At 69.2% G+C, this 20,668-nt stretch carries 20 protein-coding genes and 2 pseudogenes; 14 read left to right on the top strand and 8 right to left on the bottom strand.

The window, feature by feature from the left end; genetic code table 11:
* The 11 genes and pseudogenes from ACIQM3_RS27730 to ACIQM3_RS27680 all read left to right on the top strand — a co-directional run.
* On the top strand, positions 1 to 1,698 hold the full coding sequence (locus ACIQM3_RS27730) for a nitrite/sulfite reductase (RefSeq protein WP_401628738.1): 1,698 nt from the start codon (positions 1 to 3) through the stop codon (positions 1,696 to 1,698).
* Entirely contained in the window at positions 1,695 to 1,874 is a 180-nt protein-coding gene (locus tag ACIQM3_RS27725) for a hypothetical protein (RefSeq protein ID WP_014153269.1), read from the top strand. The genes ACIQM3_RS27730 and ACIQM3_RS27725 overlap by 4 nt, the downstream gene beginning before the upstream one ends.
* Positions 1,871 to 2,587 carry a phosphoadenylyl-sulfate reductase gene (locus tag ACIQM3_RS27720; protein WP_401628735.1) on the top strand — a complete coding sequence of 239 codons (717 nt, stop codon included), beginning with the start codon at positions 1,871 to 1,873 and terminating at the stop codon, positions 2,585 to 2,587. Before ACIQM3_RS27725 ends, ACIQM3_RS27720 begins: the two co-directional genes overlap by 4 nt.
* On the top strand, positions 2,587 to 3,156 hold the full coding sequence (gene cysC, locus ACIQM3_RS27715; protein WP_099174957.1) for an adenylyl-sulfate kinase: 570 nt from the start codon (positions 2,587 to 2,589) through the stop codon (positions 3,154 to 3,156). Before ACIQM3_RS27720 ends, cysC begins: the two co-directional genes overlap by 1 nt.
* Positions 3,153 to 4,088, top strand: coding sequence for a sulfate adenylyltransferase subunit CysD (cysD, locus tag ACIQM3_RS27710; protein WP_401628731.1), 936 nt, complete (start codon positions 3,153 to 3,155; stop codon positions 4,086 to 4,088). The genes cysC and cysD overlap by 4 nt, the downstream gene beginning before the upstream one ends.
* A 2-nt stretch (positions 4,089 to 4,090) precedes the next feature.
* Positions 4,091 to 5,434 (top strand): sulfate adenylyltransferase subunit 1, encoded by a 1,344-nt coding sequence (locus tag ACIQM3_RS27705; RefSeq protein ID WP_401628729.1) that lies wholly within the window; start codon positions 4,091 to 4,093, stop codon positions 5,432 to 5,434.
* Positions 5,435 to 5,668: 234 nt separating this feature from the next.
* Positions 5,669 to 6,784, top strand: coding sequence for an aliphatic sulfonate ABC transporter substrate-binding protein (locus ACIQM3_RS27700; protein WP_401628726.1), 1,116 nt, complete (start codon positions 5,669 to 5,671; stop codon positions 6,782 to 6,784).
* Positions 6,785 to 6,830: 46 nt separating this feature from the next.
* Positions 6,831 to 7,622: an ABC transporter ATP-binding protein gene (locus tag ACIQM3_RS27695; protein WP_393765303.1), complete on the top strand. Its 792-nt coding sequence runs from the start codon at positions 6,831 to 6,833 to the stop codon at positions 7,620 to 7,622.
* Positions 7,609 to 8,487 (top strand): ABC transporter permease, encoded by an 879-nt coding sequence (locus ACIQM3_RS27690; protein WP_401628723.1) that lies wholly within the window; start codon positions 7,609 to 7,611, stop codon positions 8,485 to 8,487. The genes ACIQM3_RS27695 and ACIQM3_RS27690 overlap by 14 nt, the downstream gene beginning before the upstream one ends.
* Positions 8,488 to 8,493: 6 nt before the next feature.
* On the top strand, positions 8,494 to 9,246 hold the full coding sequence (locus ACIQM3_RS27685; RefSeq protein WP_401628720.1) for a sirohydrochlorin chelatase: 753 nt from the start codon (positions 8,494 to 8,496) through the stop codon (positions 9,244 to 9,246).
* 511 nt (positions 9,247 to 9,757) lie between these two features.
* Positions 9,758 to 9,928, top strand: a pseudogene (locus tag ACIQM3_RS27680) (IS5/IS1182 family transposase); the annotation flags it as partial.
* On the opposite strand, the gene ACIQM3_RS27675 reads toward ACIQM3_RS27680, so the two are convergent.
* Positions 9,925 to 10,257 carry a hypothetical protein gene (locus ACIQM3_RS27675; protein WP_401628717.1) on the bottom strand — a complete coding sequence of 111 codons (333 nt, stop codon included), beginning with the start codon at positions 10,255 to 10,257 and terminating at the stop codon, positions 9,925 to 9,927. The pseudogene ACIQM3_RS27680 and the gene ACIQM3_RS27675 overlap by 4 nt on opposite strands.
* Positions 10,258 to 10,939: 682 nt before the next feature.
* On the opposite strand from ACIQM3_RS27675, the gene ACIQM3_RS27670 reads away from it, so the two are divergent.
* The 3 genes from ACIQM3_RS27670 (at position 10,940) to ACIQM3_RS27660 (ending at position 14,580) form a co-directional block, all read left to right on the top strand.
* Complete coding sequence (locus ACIQM3_RS27670) at positions 10,940 to 11,575, top strand: DUF1345 domain-containing protein (protein ID WP_401628714.1); 636 nt, start codon at positions 10,940 to 10,942, stop codon at positions 11,573 to 11,575.
* Between the two features lie 150 nt (positions 11,576 to 11,725).
* Positions 11,726 to 12,235: an SRPBCC family protein gene (locus ACIQM3_RS27665; RefSeq protein ID WP_401628711.1), complete on the top strand. Its 510-nt coding sequence runs from the start codon at positions 11,726 to 11,728 to the stop codon at positions 12,233 to 12,235.
* A 38-nt stretch (positions 12,236 to 12,273) separates the two neighbouring features.
* The gene (locus tag ACIQM3_RS27660) at positions 12,274 to 14,580 is read left to right on the top strand and encodes an FdhF/YdeP family oxidoreductase (protein WP_401628708.1); all 2,307 of its coding nucleotides are present in this window, start codon (positions 12,274 to 12,276) and stop codon (positions 14,578 to 14,580) included.
* 10 nt (positions 14,581 to 14,590) lie between these two features.
* Here the strand turns inward: ACIQM3_RS27660 and ACIQM3_RS27655 are convergent.
* The 7 genes and pseudogenes from ACIQM3_RS27655 to ACIQM3_RS27625 all read right to left on the bottom strand — a co-directional run.
* Positions 14,591 to 14,823 (bottom strand): annotated as a pseudogene (locus ACIQM3_RS27655) (disulfide bond formation protein DsbA); the annotation flags it as partial.
* Between the two features lie 65 nt (positions 14,824 to 14,888).
* Positions 14,889 to 15,476 (bottom strand): TIGR03086 family metal-binding protein, encoded by a 588-nt coding sequence (locus ACIQM3_RS27650; RefSeq protein WP_401628705.1) that lies wholly within the window; start codon positions 15,474 to 15,476, stop codon positions 14,889 to 14,891.
* A gap of 65 nt (positions 15,477 to 15,541) precedes the next feature.
* On the bottom strand, positions 15,542 to 16,543 hold the full coding sequence (locus tag ACIQM3_RS27645; RefSeq protein ID WP_401628702.1) for a ketopantoate reductase family protein: 1,002 nt from the start codon (positions 16,541 to 16,543) through the stop codon (positions 15,542 to 15,544).
* A gap of 103 nt (positions 16,544 to 16,646) precedes the next feature.
* Positions 16,647 to 17,564 carry a S1 family peptidase gene (locus ACIQM3_RS27640; protein WP_401628700.1) on the bottom strand — a complete coding sequence of 306 codons (918 nt, stop codon included), beginning with the start codon at positions 17,562 to 17,564 and terminating at the stop codon, positions 16,647 to 16,649.
* Positions 17,565 to 18,114: 550 nt separating this feature from the next.
* The gene (locus ACIQM3_RS27635; RefSeq protein WP_401628696.1) at positions 18,115 to 18,510 is read right to left on the bottom strand and encodes a DUF4440 domain-containing protein; all 396 of its coding nucleotides are present in this window, start codon (positions 18,508 to 18,510) and stop codon (positions 18,115 to 18,117) included.
* The gene (locus ACIQM3_RS27630) at positions 18,503 to 19,051 is read right to left on the bottom strand and encodes a DUF1697 domain-containing protein (RefSeq protein ID WP_401628693.1); all 549 of its coding nucleotides are present in this window, start codon (positions 19,049 to 19,051) and stop codon (positions 18,503 to 18,505) included. The genes ACIQM3_RS27635 and ACIQM3_RS27630 overlap by 8 nt, the downstream gene beginning before the upstream one ends.
* Positions 19,052 to 19,146: 95 nt before the next feature.
* Positions 19,147 to 20,349, bottom strand: coding sequence for a S8 family peptidase (locus ACIQM3_RS27625; RefSeq protein WP_401628691.1), 1,203 nt, complete (start codon positions 20,347 to 20,349; stop codon positions 19,147 to 19,149).
* Between the last annotated feature and the right edge of the window lie 319 nt (positions 20,350 to 20,668).

The raw sequence follows: 20,668 nt of genomic DNA, 5'->3' as shown, positions 1-20,668 counted from the left end.
ATGGCCGCCATCCCCGAGAAGCCTGCTACCGCCACGCCCCGCCGCAAGGCCGGACGTCATCGTGGTGAAGGTCAGTGGGCCATGGGTCACTACACCCCGCTCAACGGGAACGAGCAGTTCAAGAAGGACGACGACAGTCTCAACGTGCGGACGCGCATTGAGACGATCTACTCGAAGCGCGGATTCGACTCCATCGACCCGAACGACCTGCGCGGACGTATGCGCTGGTGGGGCCTGTACACCCAGCGCCGGCCCGGCATCGACGGCGGCAAGACCGCCGTCCTGGAGCCGGAGGAGCTGGACGACCGGTACTTCATGCTGCGCGTCCGCATCGACGGCGGGAAGCTGACCACCGAGCAGCTGCGCGTCATCGGCGAGATCTCGCAGGAGTACGCACGCGGCACCGCCGACATCACCGACCGCCAGAACGTCCAGCTGCACTGGATCCGCATCGAGGACGTCCCGGCGATCTGGGACAAGCTCGAGGCCGTCGGGCTCTCGACGACCGAGGCCTGCGGTGACTGCCCCCGTGTGATCATCGGTTCTCCGGTGGCCGGGATCGCCGCCGACGAGATCATCGACGGCACGCCCGCGGTCGACGAGATCCACGAGCGCTACATCGGCAGCAAGGAATTCTCCAACCTGCCCCGCAAGTTCAAGACCGCGATCTCGGGTTCGCCGGTCCAGGACGTGGTGCACGAGATCAACGACATCGCCTTCGTCGGGGTGGACCACCCCGAGCACGGCCCCGGCTTCGACCTGTGGGTCGGCGGCGGTCTCTCCACCAACCCGCGGTTCGCCGAGCGCCTCGGCGCCTGGGTGCCGCTGGACGAGGTCCCCGATGTCTGGGCCGGTGTCGTGGGGATCTTCCGTGACTACGGCTACCGCCGGCTGCGTACGCGTGCCCGCCTGAAGTTCCTGATGGCCGACTGGGGCCCGGAGAAGTTCCGCCGGATCCTTGAGGACGAGTACCTCAAGCGTCCGATGCTGGACGGACCGCCGCCCGCGCAGCCGTCCTCCCGCTGGCGCGACCACATCGGCGTGCACGCCCAGCAGGACGGCCGCTTCTACGTCGGATTCGCCCCGCGCGTCGGCCGCGTGGACGGCTCCACCCTGGCCAAGATCGCCGACCTGGCCGAAGCACACGGCTCCGGCCGGGTGCGCACCACGGTCGAGCAGAAGATGCTCATCCTGGACGTGGAGCAGGACCGGATCGAGTCGCTGACCGAGGGGCTGGAGGCACTGGACTTCCAGGTGCACGCCTCACCCTTCCGGCGCGGCACGATGGCCTGCACCGGCATCGAGTTCTGCAAGCTGGCGATCGTCGAGACGAAGGCGCGCGGAGCCGCGCTCATCGACGAACTGGAGCGCCGCATGCCGGACTTCGAGGAGCCGCTCTCCATCAACATCAACGGCTGCCCCAACGCCTGTGCCCGTATCCAGACCGCGGACATCGGCCTCAAGGGCCAGCTCATGCTGGACGGCGACGGCAACCAGGTCGAGGGTTACCAGGTGCACCTCGGCGGTGCGCTCGGACTGGAGGCGGGCTTCGGCCGGAAGGTCCGCGGGCTGAAGGTCACCTCGGCCGAACTCCCGGACTACGTCGAGCGGGTGCTCGGCAGGTTCCAGGAGGAGCGGGAGGACGGCGAGCGCTTCGCCACCTGGGCGGCCAGGGCCAGTGCGGAGTCACTGTCATGAGCGAGCGAGCCGCGCCGTTCTACTGCCCGTACTGCGGCGACGAGGACCTGCGCCCGCACGAGGCGGGGCACGGCGCCTGGGAATGTGCTTCCTGCAATCGCGCGTTCCAGCTGAAGTTCCTGGGTCTGCTGACCCAGGGACTCCAGCGCAACGACGTGGAAGGGGACGGGACATGACGGACACGCTGCACACCGCCGAGCTCACCGACGAGGCACTGAGGGATCTGGCCGAGCGGGCCGGGCGCGACCTGGAGGACGCCTCCGCGAGCGACATCCTGAAGTGGGCGGCCGACACCTTCGGCAAGCGCTTCTGCGTCACCTCCTCCATGGAGGACGCGGTCGTCGCGCACCTCGCCTCCCGGGTCTTCCCCGGCGTGGACGTCGTCTTCCTGGACACGGGCTACCACTTCGAGGAGACCATCGGCACCCGGGACGCGGTGGACGCCGTGATGGACGTCAACCTCATCACCCTGACCCCGCGTCAGTCGGTGGCCGAGCAGGACGCCGAGTACGGACCGAAGCTGCACGACCGCGACCCCGACCTGTGCTGCGCGCTGCGCAAGGTCAAGCCGCTGGAGGAGGGGCTGACGGCGTACGCGGCCTGGGCGACGGGGCTGCGCCGCGACGAGTCCCCCACCCGGGCGAACACCCCGGTCGTGGGCTGGGACGAGAAGCGCCGCAAGGTCAAGGTCTCGCCGATCGCCCGGTGGACCCAGGACGACGTCGACGCGTACGTCGCCGAACACGGCGTACTGACCAACCCGCTACTGATGGACGGTTACGCCTCCGTCGGCTGCGCGCCCTGCACCCGCCGGGTGCTGGAGGGCGAGGACGCACGGGCCGGCCGCTGGTCCGGGCGGGGCAAGACCGAGTGCGGGCTGCACGGCTGATGACGACTGATCAGGAGATATCGATGAGCGTGACGGAGACGGGAGCCACCGTCTGGCTCACCGGTCTGCCGAGCGCGGGCAAGACCACCATCGCCTACGAGCTGGCCGGCCGGCTGCGTGCCGACGGGCACCGGGTCGAGGTGCTCGACGGTGACGAGATCCGGGAGTTCCTCTCCGCGGGTCTCGGCTTCTCCCGCGAGGACCGGCACACCAACGTCCAGCGGATCGGCTTCGTCGCCGAACTGCTGGCCGCCAACGGTGTGAAGGCCCTCGTCCCGGTCATCGCGCCGTACGCCGACAGCCGTGACGCGGTACGCAAGCGTCATCAGCAGGAGGGCACCGCGTACCTGGAGGTGCACGTCGCGACCCCGGTCGAGGTGTGCTCCGAGCGCGATGTGAAGGGGCTGTACGCCAAGCAGGCAGCAGGCGAGATCAGTGGTCTCACCGGGGTCGACGACCCCTACGAGGCACCCGAGTCGCCGGATCTGCGGATCGAGTCGCACCAGCAGACCGTGCAGGAGTCCGCAGCGGCGCTTCGTGCGCTGCTCACCGAGAGGGGCCTGGCGTGAGCACCGTCGCCACCGTGCCGGAAGGCACCGTCAACCCGTACGCACTGAGCCACCTGGACTCCCTGGAGTCGGAGGCGGTGCACATCTTCCGTGAGGTGGCGGGTGAGTTCGAGCGGCCGGTGATCCTGTTCTCCGGCGGCAAGGACTCGATCCTGATGCTGCACCTCGCGCTGAAGGCGTTCGCCCCGGCCCCGATCCCCTTCACACTGCTGCACGTGGACACCGGGCACAACTTCCCCGAGGTCCTCGAATACCGCGACCGCACCGTGGAGAAGCACGGGCTGCGCCTGCACGTCGCCTCCGTCCAGGAGTACATCGACGCCGGCAAGCTCCGGGAGCGCCCCGACGGCACCCGCAACCCCCTCCAGACGGTCCCGCTGACCGAGGCCATCCAGCAGCACCGCTTCGACGCCGTCTTCGGCGGCGGCCGCCGCGACGAGGAGAAGGCCCGCGCCAAGGAACGCGTCTTCTCCCTGCGCGACGAGTTCTCCCAGTGGGACCCCCGCCGCCAGCGCCCCGAGCTGTGGCAGCTCTACAACGGCCGCCACGCCCCCGGCGAGCACGTCCGGGTCTTCCCCATCTCCAACTGGACCGAGCTCGACGTCTGGCAGTACATCGAGCGTGAGGGCATCGAGCTGCCCGGCATCTACTTCGCCCACGAGCGCGAGGTCTTCAACCGCTCCGGCATGTGGCTGACCGCGGGCGACTGGGGCGGCCCCAAGGACCACGAGAAGACCGAGACCCGCCAGGTGCGCTACCGCACCGTCGGCGACATGTCCTGCACCGGCGCCGTCGACTCCGACGCCACCACCCTGGACGCCGTCATCACCGAGATCGCCGCCTCCCGCCTCACCGAGCGGGGCGCCACCCGCGCCGACGACAAGATGTCCGAGGCCGCGATGGAAGACCGCAAGCGCGAGGGGTACTTCTAAAAATGACCACCACCACCGAGCAGCTCTCGGCCACCACCCTGCTGCGGTTCGCCACCGCGGGGTCCGTCGACGACGGCAAGTCGACCCTCGTCGGACGCCTGCTGCACGACTCCAAGTCGGTCCTCACCGACCAGCTCGAAGCCGTCGCGCTGGCCTCCACCAACCGCGGCCAGGACGCACCCGACCTGGCGCTGCTGACCGACGGACTGCGCGCCGAACGCGAGCAGGGCATCACCATCGACGTGGCCTACCGCTACTTCGCCACACCCCGCCGCCGGTTCATCCTGGCCGACACCCCCGGCCACGTGCAGTACACCCGCAACATGGTCACCGGCGCCTCCACCGCCGAACTCGCCGTCGTCCTGGTCGACGCCCGCAACGGCGTGGTCGAACAGACCCGCCGCCACGCCGCCGTCGCCGCCCTGCTGCGCGTCCCCCACGTCGTCCTCGCCGTCAACAAGATGGACCTCGTGGAGTACGCGGAGCCCGTGTTCGCCGCGATAGCGGAGGAGTTCACGGCGTACGCCGCCTCCCTCGGCGTCCCGGAGATCACCGCTATCCCGATCTCGGCCCTGGCCGGCGACAACGTCGTGGAGCCGTCCGCGCACATGGACTGGTACGGAGGCCCCACCGTCCTGGAGCACCTGGAGACGGTCCCGGTCAGCCACGACCTGACCGAGTGCCACGCCCGCTTCCCGGTCCAGTACGTGATCCGCCCGCAGTCCGCCGAGCACCCCGACTACCGGGGGTACGCCGGTCAGATCGCCGCCGGGGTGTTCCGGGTCGGCGAGGCGGTCTCCGTGCTGCCGTCGGGGCGTACCACGACGATCGAGGGGATCGACGCGCTCGGGGAGAGCGTCGACGTCGCCTGGGCTCCGCAGTCGGTGACGATCCGGCTGGCCGACGACATCGACGTCTCGCGCGGCGATCTGATCGCGCCGAGCTCCGACACGCCCGCCACCACGCAGGACGTCGAGGCGACCGTCTGCCACGTGGCCGACCGGCCGCTCACCGTCGGCCAGCGCGTGCTCCTCAAGCACACGACCCGGACGGTCAAGGCGATCGTCAAGGACATCCCGTCGCGGCTCACCCTGGACGACCTCTCCCAGCACCCGGCCCCCGGGCAGCTGGTGGCCAACGACATCGGCCGGGTCGTGGTGCGTACCGCCGAGCCGCTCGCGCTCGACGCCTACGCGGACTCGCGGCGCACCGGCTCGTTCCTGCTGATCGATCCCGCCGACGGCACGACGCTGACCGCCGGCATGGCCGGCGTCTCGTTCGCCGCCGTCACCGAGGGGGACGCGGAGGCGGACACCTCCGCCGAGGACGCGGAGTGGGACTTCTGATGCTCACCGACTTCTTCTCGACCTTCGCGAAGGAGGGCGGCCGGGTCGGCAGCGGCGCCCTCGGCAGCGGCCAGGGCGGGGTCGGGCGATGTGCGTGATGACGTACGCGCACTGCCTGCGCGCCCGCTCGCACCGACCGCACCGCCAGTTCGGACGAAGACCTGCCGACCGCCCGGCCGCGCCACCTGATCCCAGGGGGACGTGAGCACCGGGCCAACGAGAGGAAAGCCTCCCGTGCCAGCCACCCGTACCACTCTCCGCCGCGGCCTCGCCGCTGCCGCCGCTCTGCCGCTGCTCGCCGTCGCGGTCACCGCCTGCGGCTACGGTTCCGAGGCGAAGGAGGACGACTCCGCGCAGTCGAACGTCTCCGCCGGCGGGAAGAAGCTCTCGGCCGACACCGTGAAGATCGGTTACTTCCCGAACCTCACGCACGCCACCGCCCTGGTCGGTATCCAGGAAGGCCTCATCGCCAAGGAGCTGGGCGGCACCACGGTCAAGCCCTCGACGTTCAACGCCGGGCCCTCCGAGATCGAGGCGCTCAACGCGGGTTCGATCGACATCGGCTTCATCGGCCCCTCCCCCTCGATCAACGGCTACAGCAAGTCCAAGGGCCAGAACCTGCGGATCGTCGGCGGCTCGGCCTCCGGCGGCGTGAAGCTCGTCGTGAACCCGAAGAAGATCAAGACCCTGGACGACCTCAAGGGCAAGAAGATCGCCACCCCGCAGCTCGGCAACACGCAGGACGTGGCGTTCCTCAACTGGATCTCCGAGAAGGGCTGGAAGGTCGACGCCCAGAGCGGCAAGGGCGACGTCTCCGTGGTCCGTTCGGACAACAAGGTGACTCCGGACGCCTTCAAGTCCGGTTCCCTGGACGGCGCCTGGGTCCCGGAGCCGACCGCCTCGAAGCTGGTCGCCGAGGGCGGCAAGGTCCTGCTCGACGAGTCGACGCTGTGGCCGGACGACAAGTTCGTCATCACGAACATCATCGTGTCGCAGAAGTTCCTCTCCGAGCACCCGGATGTCGTCGACGCGGTGCTGCGCGGCACGGTGAGCACCAACAAGTGGATCAACGCCAACCCGGACAAGGCGAAGGCCTCGGCCAACGCGGCGCTCGAGGAGCTGAGCGGCAAGGCGCTGCCCGCCGAGGTCCTCGACCCTGCCTGGAAGTCCATCCAGATCACCGACGACCCGCTGGCCGCCACGCTCGAGGCGCAGGCGGACCACGCGGTCAAGGCCGGCCTGCTGGAGAAGCCCGACCTGGGCGGCATCTACGACCTGAAGCCGCTGAACAAGATCCTCAAGGCCGCGGGGCAGCCCGAGGTCGCCGACGCCGGTCTCGGCGTCAAGTAAGTCCGCCCGCATCAGGATCACTGACGACTCCCAGGAGGTGACGACCATGGCGACCACCACCCTCACCAAGGCCGAGGACCGTGCAGCGGTCGAGCACGCCGCTCGCATCACGAACGTGTCCAAATCCTTCGCCGGGCCCACGGGGCAGCAGCTCGTCCTGGACGACATCACGCTCGATGTCGCTCCGGGCGAGTTCGTCACCCTCCTGGGAGCATCCGGGTGCGGCAAATCGACTCTGCTCAACCTGGTGGCCGGACTCGACCGCCCGACCGCGGGATCCATCGAGACCCCCGGCGGGCGGCCGGCCCTGATGTTCCAGGAGCACGCCCTCTTCCCGTGGCTGACCGCGGGCAAGAACATCGAACTCGCCTTGCGGCTGCGCGGGGTACCGAAGTCGGACCGCCGCCCGGAGGCGGAACGGCTGCTCGAACTCGTACGCCTCGGCGGGGCGTACGGGAAGCGGGTGCACGAGCTCTCGGGCGGGATGCGCCAGCGTGTGGCGATGGCCCGGGCTCTCGCCCAGGACAGCCAACTGCTGCTGATGGACGAGCCGTTCGCCGCGCTCGACGCCATCACCCGGGACGTGCTGCACGACGAACTGACCCGGATCTGGCGGGAGACGAACGCCTCCGTCCTCTTCGTCACCCACAACGTGCGTGAGGCGGTGCGGCTCGCCCAGCGCGTCATCCTGCTCTCCTCGCGTCCCGGCCGGATCGCCCGGGAGTGGACGGTCGACATCGAGCAGCCTCGCCGCATCGAGGACACCGCCGTGGCGGAGCTGTCCGTCGAGATCACCGAACAACTGCGTGGGGAGATCCGCCGACATGGCCAGCACTGAAACGAAGGCCGACGACCTGGCGGGTCTCGAGGCGGGCCTGGACGCCCTCGACGCCGTACAGGTACGCAGGACGCCGGCTCGCGAGATCCTGCTCAACAAGGTCCTGCCGCCGGTCGTCGCGGTCGTCCTGGTGGTCCTCGTCTGGCAGCTGCTGGTCTGGGCGAAGGTCACCGACGACTACAAGCTCCCGCCGCCCGGGGCGGTCTGGGACAGCCTGACCGACATGTGGATGCAGGGCACCCTGCTGGAGGTCATCTGGACCAGTGTGTCGCGCGGTCTGCTCGGCTTCGTGATGGCCGTCGCGATCGGTACCCCGCTGGGTCTGCTGGTCGCACGGGTGAAGGTGGTCCGGGCGGCGATCGGCCCGATCCTCTCCGGGCTGCAGTCCCTGCCGTCCGTGGCGTGGGTGGCACCCGCCATCATCTGGCTCGGCCTCGACGACAAGACGATGTACGCGGTGATCCTGCTCGGCGCGGTGCCGTCGGTCGCCAACGGTCTGGTCTCCGGCGTCGACCAGGTGCCGCCACTGTTCCTGCGCGCGGGCCGCACGATCGGTGCGACGGGGCTGCGCGGGACGATCCACATCGTCCTGCCGGCGGCGCTGCCCGGTTATCTGGCGGGCCTCAAGCAGGGCTGGGCGTTCTCCTGGCGCTCGCTGATGGCCGCCGAGATCATCGCGTCCTCGCCCGACCTGGGCCTGGGGCTCGGCCAGTTGCTGGAGAACGGCCGGAACAACTTCGACATGCCGGGGATCTTCCTGGCGATTCTCCTCATCCTGTTCGTCGGCATCGCGATCGACCTGCTGATCTTCAGCCCGCTGGAGCGACGGGTGCTGCGCAGCCGCGGTCTCCTCGTGAAGGGCTGATCTCCCATGGCCTCCCCCGTCCTGCTCGTCATCGCCCACGGCAGCCGCGACCCGCGGCACGCGGCGACCGTCCACGCGCTCACCGCGCGGGTACGGTCCCTGCGGCCCGGGCTGCGTGTGGAGACGGGCTTCCTGGAGTTCAACGCCCCGTCCGTGCCCAGGGTGCTGGAGCGCCTGGCCGCCGAGGGGGCGGGCGAGGTCGTCGCGCTCCCCCTGCTGCTGACCCGGGCCTTCCACGCCAAGTCGGACATCCCTTCGGTGCTGCGCGAGGCCCGCGCACGGCTGCCGCGGCTGCGGATCGGCCAGGCCGAGGTCCTCGGCCCGTCCCCGCTACTGAACGCGGCGCTGGAACAGAGGCTGTACGAGGCCGGGGTCTCCCCCGGCGACAAGCGCTCGACGGGGCTTGTCCTGGCCTCGGCGGGCTCCACAGACCCGGAGGCGATCGCAGTGATCGCTGAAATCGCGCGGGAGCTGCGGCACACCGGTTGGTGCGCCGTGCGGCCTGCGTTCGCCTCCGCATCCCTTCCCCGCACCGCCGACGTCGTACGCGCCCTGCGGGCCGACGGCGTACGGCGGGTCGCGGTCGCGCCGTACGTCATCGCCCCAGGCCGTCTCCCCGACCGCATCGCGGCGGGGGCGGAGGAGGCCGGGGCGGATGTGCTGGCCGGCGTCCTCGGGCCGTCCCCCGCGCTGGCCCGGCTGCTGCTGACCCGGTACGACGAGGCGCGCGTGCCGGTGAACGGCGCCATGAGCGCCTAGGCCGGTTCGTCTGGATCACTCCCCCTGGCCGAGGTTGCCGTTGATGATGTCCATGTGACTAACCGCATCGGTGCTCTGATCTGGGCCTTCGGCGTCCTTGCCAGCGTGACTCTGCTCGTTCTTACGTTCGTGAATACCGCTCTGGCGCTTCGGTCCTCCGCCTTATGGCTGGAGCCGTGATCTTCCTTGGCGCTTCGTACACGCTCGTGCGGGACGTGCGGCGGCTCCGCACTGGGCCGACCGCCTGACAGGGGCGCCGTTCCGACCAGCCCCGCCAGTCGTTGTTCGTGTGTGCCGTTGACTGACGCGCATTGGGCGCGAATCGAGCCGTTACTTGCCGGTTGTAGACGCCTCGCCAGTTGCCGTACTTCTCCGGGAGGTGAATCCACTGGGACGGACTGACCACTAAAACCACCTGGCCTCCGATGCCCTATGCCGGCCACCGGCCTTCGTGCTCACCGCCGGACAGGCCGGTGACGCACCTGCCTTCGTTCATGTCATGGCCTGCCTGCCACCCGCCTTCGATCGCGAGGCATACAAGCAGCGCAACACCGTCGAACGCTGCATCAACCGCTTGAAACAGTGGCGGGGTATCGCCACCCGCTACGACAAGACCGCGACCATCTACCTGGCCGGACTCCACGTCGCGGGCATCTTCCTCTGGTCGAACCGTTGGTCCTAGGGAAGTACGCCTATGGCAGCGCAGCCGGCCACTGCGGCCGACAGGTCGACGACAAGCAACGCGTTGCGCTGCCGCCGCTCGGTACTGCCGGACGGAAGTACTATCGCGGGCGTCTTCCGGCCGGACGGAGGGACTGCATCAGTCCATCCGATCCGGATACACCGGAAGAGCAACGCGGTACCCCACCGCCGCAACAGCCAACTTCCGTACAGAATCCCCAGCAAGCCCCCGACGAGCAGGCCGGCCACCGACATCACCACCCGCGAGGCGGCGTCGTCGGCGATCACCACTGCCGACCAGAGGAAGCGCAACCCCAGCACGATACCCATCACACCCGGTATGGCCGCAGCAGGCATGGGACCGCGGACACCCTCACGCCAGAGAAACACGAGCAGAAGGACCATGGCAGCCACTGACACCCAGATCCCCACAAGCCCGAATCCGTAGCCCTCCGGGCATGGCTGCCCGAAACGACCTCCGCACCTCTCAGCCGTTCCTGCCAAATTCCAAAGGTCAACGAAAAGCGTCGCAGCCCCGCCCCACGCCAGGGCATTCAAGACAAACAGGGCGACGCCCCTTCTTGAAACACCCCGCTTGGATGTTATGTCACTACTCATGGCGCCCCCTTGATGGTCGTTCGGAACCTAGCACTGGGCAGAAGCCCAGCGGCCAGGGAGGGCAAACCCCGCCCTACGTCGCAAGCCAACCTCCGTTCTCCCGCACCGTCGATCGGCGCGGAAGCGTGCGATGCGAGCCCTCTACACGTCAGCCAGAGGGATGCCTGCTTCTACGACCGCTGATCCAAACGAGAGCCCCTAGGCCGTGTCCGGCGCCCGGTGACCGGGGAGGCCGGCGCGACGACATGGTATGCAATATGCACCGCACGGACTGCCACCCGACCCGTGCGCGGATACTCTGAGACTGTCGCGTCCGCGCTGCCCGTGTCACGGTGCGACAGCATCGATGCGTGGTCGAGCCCATCGGTGGCCCAGGCACCACTTCGAGGTCCCCATGATCCGCAGGCTGGTACTTTCCGCCGTTCCCCGGCTCACCGGCGCGTCGGTCCTCGGAGCGGTTGCCGGGGCGGTCGCCGGTGGTCTGACCAATACGCCGCTCGGAATCCTCGTAGGCATCGCCTGCGCGGAGACGGTCTTCGTCATCGCGGGGTGGATCGTCCTGTGGCCCATGGATGCCGCCGCCACCCACCGCAACGCCCGGCGCGAGGAGTTCCGTCCCGTCACCGAGGAACTCGCCGTTGTCGGATCCGCCTCGTGCGGCCTGGTCGGCATCGTGGTGCTGCTCCTCGTCAGCGACACGGACCTGAGCCACGCCGCTGCCGCGACGGCGCTCTGCGGTGTGTTCACAGCCTGGGCGGCACTTCATCTGATGTACGCCACCCGCTACGCGTACATCTATTACCGGGCTCCCGAGGGCGGGATCGACTTCAACACCGACGACCGCCCGCGGTACAGCGACTTCCTCTACTTCAGTTACAACCTCGGCATGACCTACCAGGTCTCCGACACCGATGTCTCCACGTCCACGATTCGCGCGGTCGCCCTCCGGCACTGCCTGCTGTCCTATGTCTTCGGCGCCAGCATCCTGGCCACCACCATCAACCTCGTGACCGGCATCGTCACGGGCTGACCGCGGGCAGGGAGTGCCCGGCCAGGTCCCGGCACCGCGCTCCGCCGCTTGCGGAGCGATATGGGGCAGGTTTGACTGTCTACGGAAGTGGCTTCCTCGTGTATGGAAACGGGTGACACCGAGAGCGGCTGCGCTGAGGACAGGTGGGACATGAATCTCATTGAAGAGACAATTGAAGTCGCGGTGCCGATTCGTACTGCCTACAACCAGTGGACGCAGTTCAAGAGCTTTCCGCGATTCATGTCCGCGGTGAAGAAGGTCGAGCAGATCCGGCCGAATCTCACCAACTGGGTGATCGGCTTCGGCCCGGTGCGACGCGAGTTCGCGGCGGAGACTTTGGAACAGCTTCCCGACTCGCATGTGGTGTGGCGAAGCCTCGAGGGGCGCTCCAGCCATCGGGGGGAGGTGTCATTCCGTACGACGGGGCCGGACCGTACCGAAATCTCCGTACGCATAAGAGTGAAGCAGCACGGAATCGCAGATCTCGTCTCCAGGTTCATCCATCGCGTGCTCCGATCCGAACTCGCGCATTTCAAGGAGTTCATCGAGGGTCTGGGCCAGGAGGGCGGCGCCTGGCGAGGCTCCATCCGAAACGGCCATGTCCAGCCGATGGAGCCGGAACCGCCCAGAAGCCGGGTTGCCCACTGGCCTGTCGGCTGACCCGCCTCCCTTCAGCGCAAGAGAGCGAGAGACGCCTGATGAAGAAGCCCCCGAGCCACGAACCGGATGACGAACTCAGAGTGACTCCGCCCAAGAAGTGGGCGGCCGGAGTGCCCGCGGTGACGCACGCCCTGGAGTACTCCCTGGAGGAGACATCGGTCCGGCGGACGGGGACGACGCTGCTGACCATGAACCAGGTGGGTGGCATCGACTGTCCCGGTTGTGCCTGGGCGGATCCCTCCCCGGGCCACCGGCACCTCAACGAGTACTGCGAGAACGGCGCCAAGCACATCAACGACGAGGCCACGACGCGCCGCATCACCGCCGACTTCTTCCGCAGGCACTCGGTGTCCGAACTGGGGAAGCGGTCCGATCTGTGGCTCAACCAGCAGGGCCGGCTCACCGAGCCGATGGTCAAGCGGGACGGTTCGGACCACTACGAGCCGATCAGCTGGCACGACGCCCTGGGGCTGCTCGCCGAGGAACTGAAGGCGCTGGACTCGCCGGATGAAGCGGTCTTCTACACGTCGGGCCGGGTGAGCAACGAGGCCGCGTTCCTCCTCCAGCTCTTCGCCAGGGTCTTCGGCACCAACAACCTTCCCGACTGCAGCAACATGTGCCATGAGTCCAGTGGCTTCGCTCTGCACGAGACCCTGGGCACGGGCAAGGGCTCGGTGAGCCTCGAGGACATCCACCATGCCGATCTGATCTTCGTGGTGGGGCAGAATCCCGGCACCAACCACCCGCGGCAGCTCTCCGCACTGGAGGAGGCCAAGGGAAACGGGGCCCGCGTCATCGCGGTGAACACCCTGCCGGAGGCCGGACTGCTGCGGTTCAAGAACCCTCAGAAGGCCCGTGGCGTCATCGGCGACGGCGTCCAGATCGCCGATCGTTTCCTTCACATCCGCAGCGGCGGCGACCTCGCGCTGTTCCAGGGCCTGAACCGGCTTTTGCTCGAAGCGGAGGACGAGCGGCCGGGCACCGTGCTCGACCACGAGTTCATCCGCTCGAACACCAGCGGATTCGAGGAGTTCGCCCGGCACGCCCGGACCGTCGCCTGGGCAGACATCCTCACCGCCACGGATCTCACTCGCGAGGAGATCGAGGTGGTCCGCGACGAGGTCCTGCGCAGCAAGCGCGTCATCGTGTGCTGGGCCATGGGGGTCACGCAGCAGAAGCACGGTGTCCCCACCGTCAGGGAGATCGTGAACTTCCTGCTTCTGCGCGGCAACCTGGGCAAGGCCGGAGCCGGTACCTGCCCGGTCCGGGGGCACAGCAACGTGCAGGGTGACCGGACGATGGGAATCTGGGAGCAGATGCCCGACTCGTTCCTGGACGCGCTGGAGCAGGAGTTCGGCTTCGAACCACCTCGCGCCCACGGGCTCGACTCGGTGAACTCGATCAGGGCCATGCACGAAGGCCGTGTGAAGGTCTTCCTCGGCGTCGCCGGCAACTTCGTCCGAGCCGCTCCGGACAGCACCTTCACCGAGGACGCCATGCGGCGATGCGGCTTCACCGCCCACATCTCCACGAAGCTCAACAGGTCCCACACCGTGTGCGGCCGGACCGCCCTCATTCTGCCCACCCTCGGCCGTACCGAACTGGACACCCAGGCGACCGGTGAGCAGTTCGTCACCGTGGAGAACTCCATGAGCGAGGTGCACACCTCCCACGGGCGTCTGAAGCCGGCCTCCAAGCTCCTGCTCAGCGAGGTCGCCATCCTGGCCCGGCTCGCCGTCCGGACTCTCGACGGCAAGGGCGGGATTCCGTGGGTGCAGTTCGAGGCCGACTACGGGGCCATCCGTGACCGCATCTCCAACGTGGTGCCGGGGCTGCACCACTTCAACCGCCGCGTGATCCGTCCCGGCGGAATCAGGCTGCCCAATCCCGTCAACGAAGGGATCTACCCCACCCCTGCTGGCAAGGCCCTGTTCAGTTGCAACGCCTGGGAGATGTCGTACGCTCCTGAGGGCCACCTGCTGTTGCAGACCTTGCGCTCCCACGACCAGTGGAACACCATCCCCTACACCGAGAACGACCGCTACCGGGGCATCCACGGAAGCCGCCGGGTGGTGATGGTGAACCCGGACGACATGGACCGGCTGGGCCTGGTGGAAGGTCAGCGCGTCGACCTGGTGAGCGTGTGGGCCGACGATGTCCTGCGCCGCGCGGAGGACTTCAAGGTGGTGCCCTACCCGACGTCGGCCGGATGCGCCGCCGCCTACTACCCCGAGACCAATGTCCTGCTGCCACTGGACAGCGTGGCCGTGACCAGCAACCAGCCGACCGCCAAGGGCATCGTGGTCCGGCTGGAGCCCACCGTGTCGGTGGAACCTCCGTCATGAGGGCCGGGTGCCAGCTGTCGAACAGCCGTACCGCCACCTCGCCGCGTGGGACGGAGTTGAGCACCGGGCCGAGCCAGACGGTGCCGTCGACGCGGATCGTGGGAGTGCCGACGTAGGAACCGGCAGCGGGGTCCTTCCCCGGTCGTGGCCACGGCGGACGGCCTCGTCGTACGTGTCGGTGTGCGCGGCCTCCGCCAGGGCGGGGGGCAGGCCCAGTTCGGCGAGGGATTCGGCGACGAGAGACCGTGGCCCACGGCTCTGGGCCATTCGGACGGCCTTCGGCTGGGCCACCGGTGCCACGTGACGCATCAGACCACGGCGGCCCCGCGCGGATCGCGGCCGCTGAGAGCCAGCCCGCGCTCGAAGTCGGACGCGGCGCCCGGCGGGGTGGCCTCGGCGGCGAATCCCTCGTACTTCCGGTAGAGCGCGGCCGTCCCCTCGACCGTTTCGAGGAGGCAGGCCGCCGCCGGTCCGGAGAGCCGGAACTCCTGTCCCGTGGCCCGGGCCACGTCCCAGCCGTGCAGCACCATCTCCATGAGGAGCATCGCGGCCATCTCCCCGGCGGGGGTGGAGCCGTGCCCGGTGTCGACGGTGCCCTCCCGGGCCGCAGGGTCCGACCAGGCGGCGACCGCGCGTTCCAGCTGGGCCGCGTACCGCTCGGGCCAGCCGGGGTCGGCCGTGAAATCCCGGGCCGTCAGCTCGTCGGGGATGGGGGTGCGCAGGGCCCGGTGCTCCAGGCCGTACGCGCTGTGAAGAACCCAGTGGTTGATCAGTTCCCGCAGGTCCCAGCCGTGGCAGGGGGTCGTGGAGGAGAGCGGCAGCGTGGCATCGATGCCGCGGGCGACCCGGGCGGACTCCGTGGCGCATTCGGCCATGTGTGTGTACGCGTTCTGCATGCGCCCATCGTGCGTTCCGCCCGGCGGCCGGGTCTTGAAGAAATGCGACAGCGCCCTCGGGGTGCTCAGGACGCCGCGTCCGCCAGGGCGGTGAGTTCGGCGACCGTCATCGAGCCGGCGGCGCGCCGCTCACGGGCGAAGGCGTTCGCGGTGTGCCGCAGCACCTCGTTGACCGGTGTCGGGATGCCGTGCAGCCGGCCGAGCAGGACGATCTCGCCGTTGAGGTAGTCGGCCTCGATGGTGCCCGTGCCTCGGCTGAGGCTCTGCCAGGACGAGCCGCCGCCGCGCTCGGACCCGTCGGACGGGTCGAAGCGGATCCTGCCCCCGCGGGCCTCCTCCTGCTCCGCGCTTCCGGTCGCCTCGATGCCGGCCGCCGCGAGCACCGCCCGCCCTTCCGCCCGGGCCCGGTCGAAGAGGGCGAATCCCTCAGGCCCGTCGATCACACCGGTGACCGCCTCGATCGCGTTGGCGAGGTTGGAGAGCAGCTTGGCGTACTTCCAGCGCATGACGTCGGGGACGACGGGGGCCCCCAGCTTCGCCTTCTCCCAGTCCGCGGCCACGGCGCGCACCGTGTCGTCGGCGCCGGACGGATAACGCCCCAGGTGCAGGATGCCGGTGAGCGGGGCTCCGGCGGCGAGGACCCTGCCCGGCTCCACGAAGCTCGCGGGGAGGTAGACGCAGCAGCCGTAGACGTGGTGGAACCGGCGCAGGGCCAGGCGTTCGCTCTCGACGCCGTTCTGCGCGCAGATCAGGGGGAGCCGTTCCCCCGCGGTTCCGCCGCCCGCCACGGGCCGTGCGCTCCAGGCGTCGAGGGCGGCGACGCTGTCCTGGGTCTTGACGGCGAGGACGAGGACGTCGTCAGGGCCGAGGTCCACTGCCTCCGGGCCGTCGGCGACGGGGAGGCGGTGGGTGCGGGTGCCCTCGGGTGTGGTGAGGCGCAACCCGCCCTCGCGCAGGGCCCCGTACTGCGCTCCGCGGGCGACCAGCACCACCTCGTGGCCCGCCTCCGCCAGCCGTCCGCCTATGGCGCCGCCGACGGCGCCGGTTCCCACGATGATGTAACGCATGCCCGCGAGCCTGGCACAGCGCCCGCCCGCACGGGAAGCGGCCACGACAACGGGCCGCGCTCGGTGAGCGCGGCCCGTCGGCAGGTGGTGCGGTGCGTGAGGTCTAGAAGACGCTGACGCCGTAGGCGCTCAGCGCCTCGGTGACCGGCTGGAAGAACGTGGTGCCGCCGGAGGAGCAGTTGCCGCTGCCGCCGGAGGTGAGGCCGAGGGCCGTGGTGCCGGAGAAGAGCGAGCCGCCGCTGTCGCCGGGCTCGGCGCAGACGTTGGTCTGGATCATGCCGTAGACGATGTCACCGCTGCCGTAGTTCACCGTCGCGTTGAGGCCCGTCACCGTGCCGCTGTGGACACCGGTGGTGGAGCCGCTGCGCTTGACGGCCTGGCCGACGCGCGGGGTCGCGGCGGAGGTGATGTCCTGGTAGCTGCCGTTGTAGAGGTAGACCCGGCCGTCCGCCGCGGCGGAGCTGGAGTGGCGGATCAGACCGTAGTCGTTGGTCGGGAAGCTGGAGCCGGCCCTCGTGCCGAGGGTGGTGGTCTGCCCGGAGTTGGTGTACCAGGTGCTGCCTATCTCGGTGCAGTGCCCGGCGGTCAGCGCGTAGTAGGTGCTGCCGCTGCGGACGTTGAAGCCGAGGGAGCAGCGTCCGCCGCCGGCGTAGATGGCCTGGCCGCCCGCGATGAGCTTGTTGAACGTGCCCTCGGTGCGGTTGACGTCGGCCTTCGCGCCCGAGTCGGTGACCGACTTCTTGATCGTGGCGATCTCGGCGGCGGTGACCGTGCTGTCGACGGTCACGACGACCTTGCCGGTGCTCGCCTCGGTGTACCAGGCGGTGCCCGCGATGTCGGCACCGCGTACGGCGGAACTCGCGTCGGCCAGCTCGGCCTTCGTCACGGTGGTGTCCGGTGCCGCCTGAGCGACCGCGGTGGGTGCCGCGAGCGCCACGGCGGTGACCAGACCTGAGGTCGCGGCGATGAGACGGGCGCGTCTGGAGATCGAGGAGAGGGGTGCGAAGCGCTTGAAGGTCACAGGATCCTCCGTCATTGGGGGGTGTCCGGTTCGCTGGGTGGGCGGGCCGGAGTATGCGGCTGTCCGCGACCAGTGGGTTCTAGTCGTGGACCTGCCAACCGCACGCCTCGAATCCTTGACTCCGCTTGAACCGGTGACAAGGACGTCTTCCGGACCGGGACGGAGAACGGACCCTGAACTCCGATATGCGTGCGGATGACCTCCGAACAACGGCGTCCGCTCACCGAACGGAGGAGGGCAGCGAATTGCAGCAAAGCCCGTAACGGGGAGCGGACGTCGGCCGCTGTCTACGCGCATCGCGTTCACACACACCGCCCCTGCCCGGACAGCGCGGCGGCGCGGGTTCCCGCGGCCCGGGCCGGGCCCGCCGGGGCGTGGCCCGTTCGGGTGGCTAACCGGCGTTTTGCCCGGTGGCTCGAGGTGGCCGGAATCAGCCCATCCGGCGAAAACCGGCCGGGCGCCGGACACAGATCAGACCGGCGCGGCACTCTTGCGGGGCCGCCCCGGCGTGTGCTGCGGGGGTGGGAGGGAACGGGCGGGAGGCGCCGGCTCAGACCTCGGCGAACGGATCGTCGATGAAGGGCGTCGCCTGGTGGAAGTAGAGCAGCCAGCCGTCCCCCGTCAGACGCCACAGGGAACTGCGGTGCGACCGCAGGCCCTGGGACTCCGTGTCGAAGGTGAGGTGCACCAGGTCCGGTGCGAGCTGGTCGCCCCGCATCCGTGACGCGGTGAGCGGGACGGGGGGCGGAGCATCCGGGTCCGCTTCCGGTTGCGTGAGCATGGCGATGATCGTGTCCCGCTGCCAGAGGCGGCCGCTGGTACCGATCTCCCGGAAGTCCGGGTGCAGCAGTGTGGCCAGCACATCGGCGGAAACCCGCACCACGGGGTCGAGGAGGCGGAGCTCGCCCTCGATGGCTGCGGCCACGGCGGGCGAGGGCTCAGTCACGCGTCATCTCCACAAGCTTGACCACGGTGTTCCAGTTACGGCTCGTGGCGACAAGGCCACGGGTGAAGGCGGGCCGCCCGAGCGCCACGGCGAGCTTGGAGCGCCCGAGCCCGTCGGGTGCGTACAGATAGAGGGCGCGGTCCCCCAGCCGGAACTCTTCGGGGCGGAAGGCGTCGGCGTCGAGCGAGGCGAACCGTGCGGCGTCCACGGCCTGGTCGAAGTAGGTGACGTGCAGCTGCTTCGCCTCGAGCTCGGCGGCCGGAAAGGGACAGGCGTCGGCCACGCCGGCGAGATAGGCACCAGAGCGGACGAGACAGTCGACCGGAAAGCCGAACCGTTCCTCGATCCCCCGCTCCAGCTCGGCGGCCAGTGCGCCCTCGTCGCCCGACGCGCTGCGGAACACGGCGTTGCCGCTCTGCAGATGGGTGGCGACGTCCTCGTGGCCCAGCTCCCCGAGCAGCGTACGGAGTTCCGCCATGGGAACCCGCCGGTGGCCGCTGACGTTGACCCCGCGCAGCAGCGCCGCGTACATCGTGCTCATGCCCCCACCCTAGATCTTTTCCACCGGCGACGGCCGCCGCGCCCCGTGGGGGAGGGCGCGGCGGCCTCCTGCATGTTCTACCCGGCCGGCTCGGCCTATTCCACGATCTTCAGGAGCTTGTTCGCCGTGCCCTCGGTCGCGTTGGAGATGGCGTCCGGGGTGGCTCCGTCGGTCAGCGCCGTGGCGACCTCCTCGGGCGTGGCGTCCGGGTGTCCACCGAGGTAGACGGCGGCGGCGCCGACGACGTGCGGGGTCGCCATGGACGTGCCCGAGATGGTGTTCGTGCCGTCGTCGCTGTCGTTCCAGTCCGACGTGATGTCCGAACCGGGGGCGTAGATGTCCACGACCGAGCCGAAGTTGGAGAACGACGACTGCTCGTCGTCCACCGTGGACGAGGCGACGGTGATGGCCTCGGGGACGCGGGAGGGGGAGCCCTCGCCCGCGTCGCTCGACTCGTTGCCCGCGGCGACCGCGAAGGTGACGCCGGAGGCGATGGCCTTCTGTACGGCGGCGTCGAGGGCCGGGTCCGCGGATCCGCCGAGGCTCATGTTGGCGACGGACGGGCCCTCGTGGTTCGCGGTGACCCAGTCGATGCCCGCGACGACCTGCTCGGTGGTGCCCGAACCCGCGTCGTCCAGGACGCGGACGGCCACGATCTTCGCCTTCTTGGCCACACCGTGGGACGCGCCCGCGATGGTTCCGGCCACGTGGGTGCCGTGTCCGTTGCCGTCGTCGGCGTCGTCGTCGTTGTCAATGGCGTCGAAGCCCGAAGTGGCGCGGCCCTCGAAGTCCTTGTGGGTGACACGGACACCGGTGTCGATGACGTACGCGGTGACGTCCCCGCCCGCGGCGTCCGGGTAGGTGTACGCGCCGTCACCGGCGGTCTCGGCCTGGTCGATCCGGTCCAGACCCCAGGACGGCGGGTTGTCCTGGGTGGCGTCGATGTGGAACTTCTTGTTCTGGACGACCTTGGAGACGGCCGGGTCGGCGGCGAGCCGCTTGGCCTCGGTGTCCGAAAGCCCGCTGGCCGAGAAGCCGTTGATGGAAGACTTGTAGTTCCGCCGGAGCGTGCCGCCGTACTCCTCGGCCAGGCCGGCCTTGTCTGCCTTCTGGTCCAGCATCACGATGTAGCTGCCGGAGACGGCTGTCGCCGCGTCCGCGCCGTAGACGGTGCCCGTCGCAGGCGCCGTGGCGGCTCCGGCGAACGGGGTGGTGAGCAGGGTGACACCGGCGGCCGCTGCCACGGCGGTTATCGCGGCGGTGAGCTTGACCGAACGCACGCGCTTGTGAATTGCCATGAAGAGGGGTCTCCTCGTCATTCTTTTGTGGGGGGATTGGCCCTCGGCCGGAAGATCTCCGGGGGCTGCCTCGAAACACTGCTCGATTGACGCGCCCAGATCAAGACCTTCATGTAGCCGTCACGTACTCGGCAACCTTTCGTCACAGAAAACCTGCGCACTCCACTCCATGTCGGGCAAACTGCCGGACCTCCGAACGAACATGAGGACGTACACGGGTTCCGGTCGGGTGAATTTCGCTTGATCGAGCACGCATAACCCCACTTCATTGCTAATGAACGCGGGAACGGAATGTCATGTTTCGGTTGTGCACACCCCC

Origin of the sequence: Streptomyces sp. NPDC091271 (assembly GCF_044757505.1) — a bacterium.
In the GTDB taxonomy this organism is placed as follows: domain Bacteria; phylum Actinomycetota; class Actinomycetes; order Streptomycetales; family Streptomycetaceae; genus Streptomyces.
The sequence above is the reverse complement of the archived record's forward strand: the minus strand, read 5'-3'. Positions and strand labels throughout refer to the sequence as shown.

Coding starts and splice junctions, on each gene's coding strand:
- ACIQM3_RS27625 (WP_401628691.1), bottom strand. CDS start 20,349: ATGGCAATTCACAAGCGCGTGCGTTCGGTCAAGCTCACCGCCGCGATA.
- ACIQM3_RS27725 (WP_014153269.1), top strand. CDS start 1,695: ATGAGCGAGCGAGCCGCGCCGTTCTACTGCCCGTACTGCGGCGACGAG.
- ACIQM3_RS27705 (WP_401628729.1), top strand. CDS start 4,091: ATGACCACCACCACCGAGCAGCTCTCGGCCACCACCCTGCTGCGGTTC.
- ACIQM3_RS27675 (WP_401628717.1), bottom strand. CDS start 10,257: ATGGGTATCGTGCTGGGGTTGCGCTTCCTCTGGTCGGCAGTGGTGATC.
- cysC (WP_099174957.1), top strand. CDS start 2,587: ATGACGACTGATCAGGAGATATCGATGAGCGTGACGGAGACGGGAGCC.
- ACIQM3_RS27695 (WP_393765303.1), top strand. CDS start 6,831: ATGGCGACCACCACCCTCACCAAGGCCGAGGACCGTGCAGCGGTCGAG.
- ACIQM3_RS27720 (WP_401628735.1), top strand. CDS start 1,871: ATGACGGACACGCTGCACACCGCCGAGCTCACCGACGAGGCACTGAGG.
- ACIQM3_RS27650 (WP_401628705.1), bottom strand. CDS start 15,476: ATGCAGAACGCGTACACACACATGGCCGAATGCGCCACGGAGTCCGCC.
- ACIQM3_RS27645 (WP_401628702.1), bottom strand. CDS start 16,543: ATGCGTTACATCATCGTGGGAACCGGCGCCGTCGGCGGCGCCATAGGC.
- ACIQM3_RS27730 (WP_401628738.1), top strand. CDS start 1: ATGGCCGCCATCCCCGAGAAGCCTGCTACCGCCACGCCCCGCCGCAAG.
- ACIQM3_RS27670 (WP_401628714.1), top strand. CDS start 10,940: ATGATCCGCAGGCTGGTACTTTCCGCCGTTCCCCGGCTCACCGGCGCG.
- ACIQM3_RS27665 (WP_401628711.1), top strand. CDS start 11,726: ATGAATCTCATTGAAGAGACAATTGAAGTCGCGGTGCCGATTCGTACT.
- ACIQM3_RS27690 (WP_401628723.1), top strand. CDS start 7,609: ATGGCCAGCACTGAAACGAAGGCCGACGACCTGGCGGGTCTCGAGGCG.
- ACIQM3_RS27660 (WP_401628708.1), top strand. CDS start 12,274: ATGAAGAAGCCCCCGAGCCACGAACCGGATGACGAACTCAGAGTGACT.
- ACIQM3_RS27685 (WP_401628720.1), top strand. CDS start 8,494: ATGGCCTCCCCCGTCCTGCTCGTCATCGCCCACGGCAGCCGCGACCCG.
- ACIQM3_RS27630 (WP_401628693.1), bottom strand. CDS start 19,051: ATGAGCACGATGTACGCGGCGCTGCTGCGCGGGGTCAACGTCAGCGGC.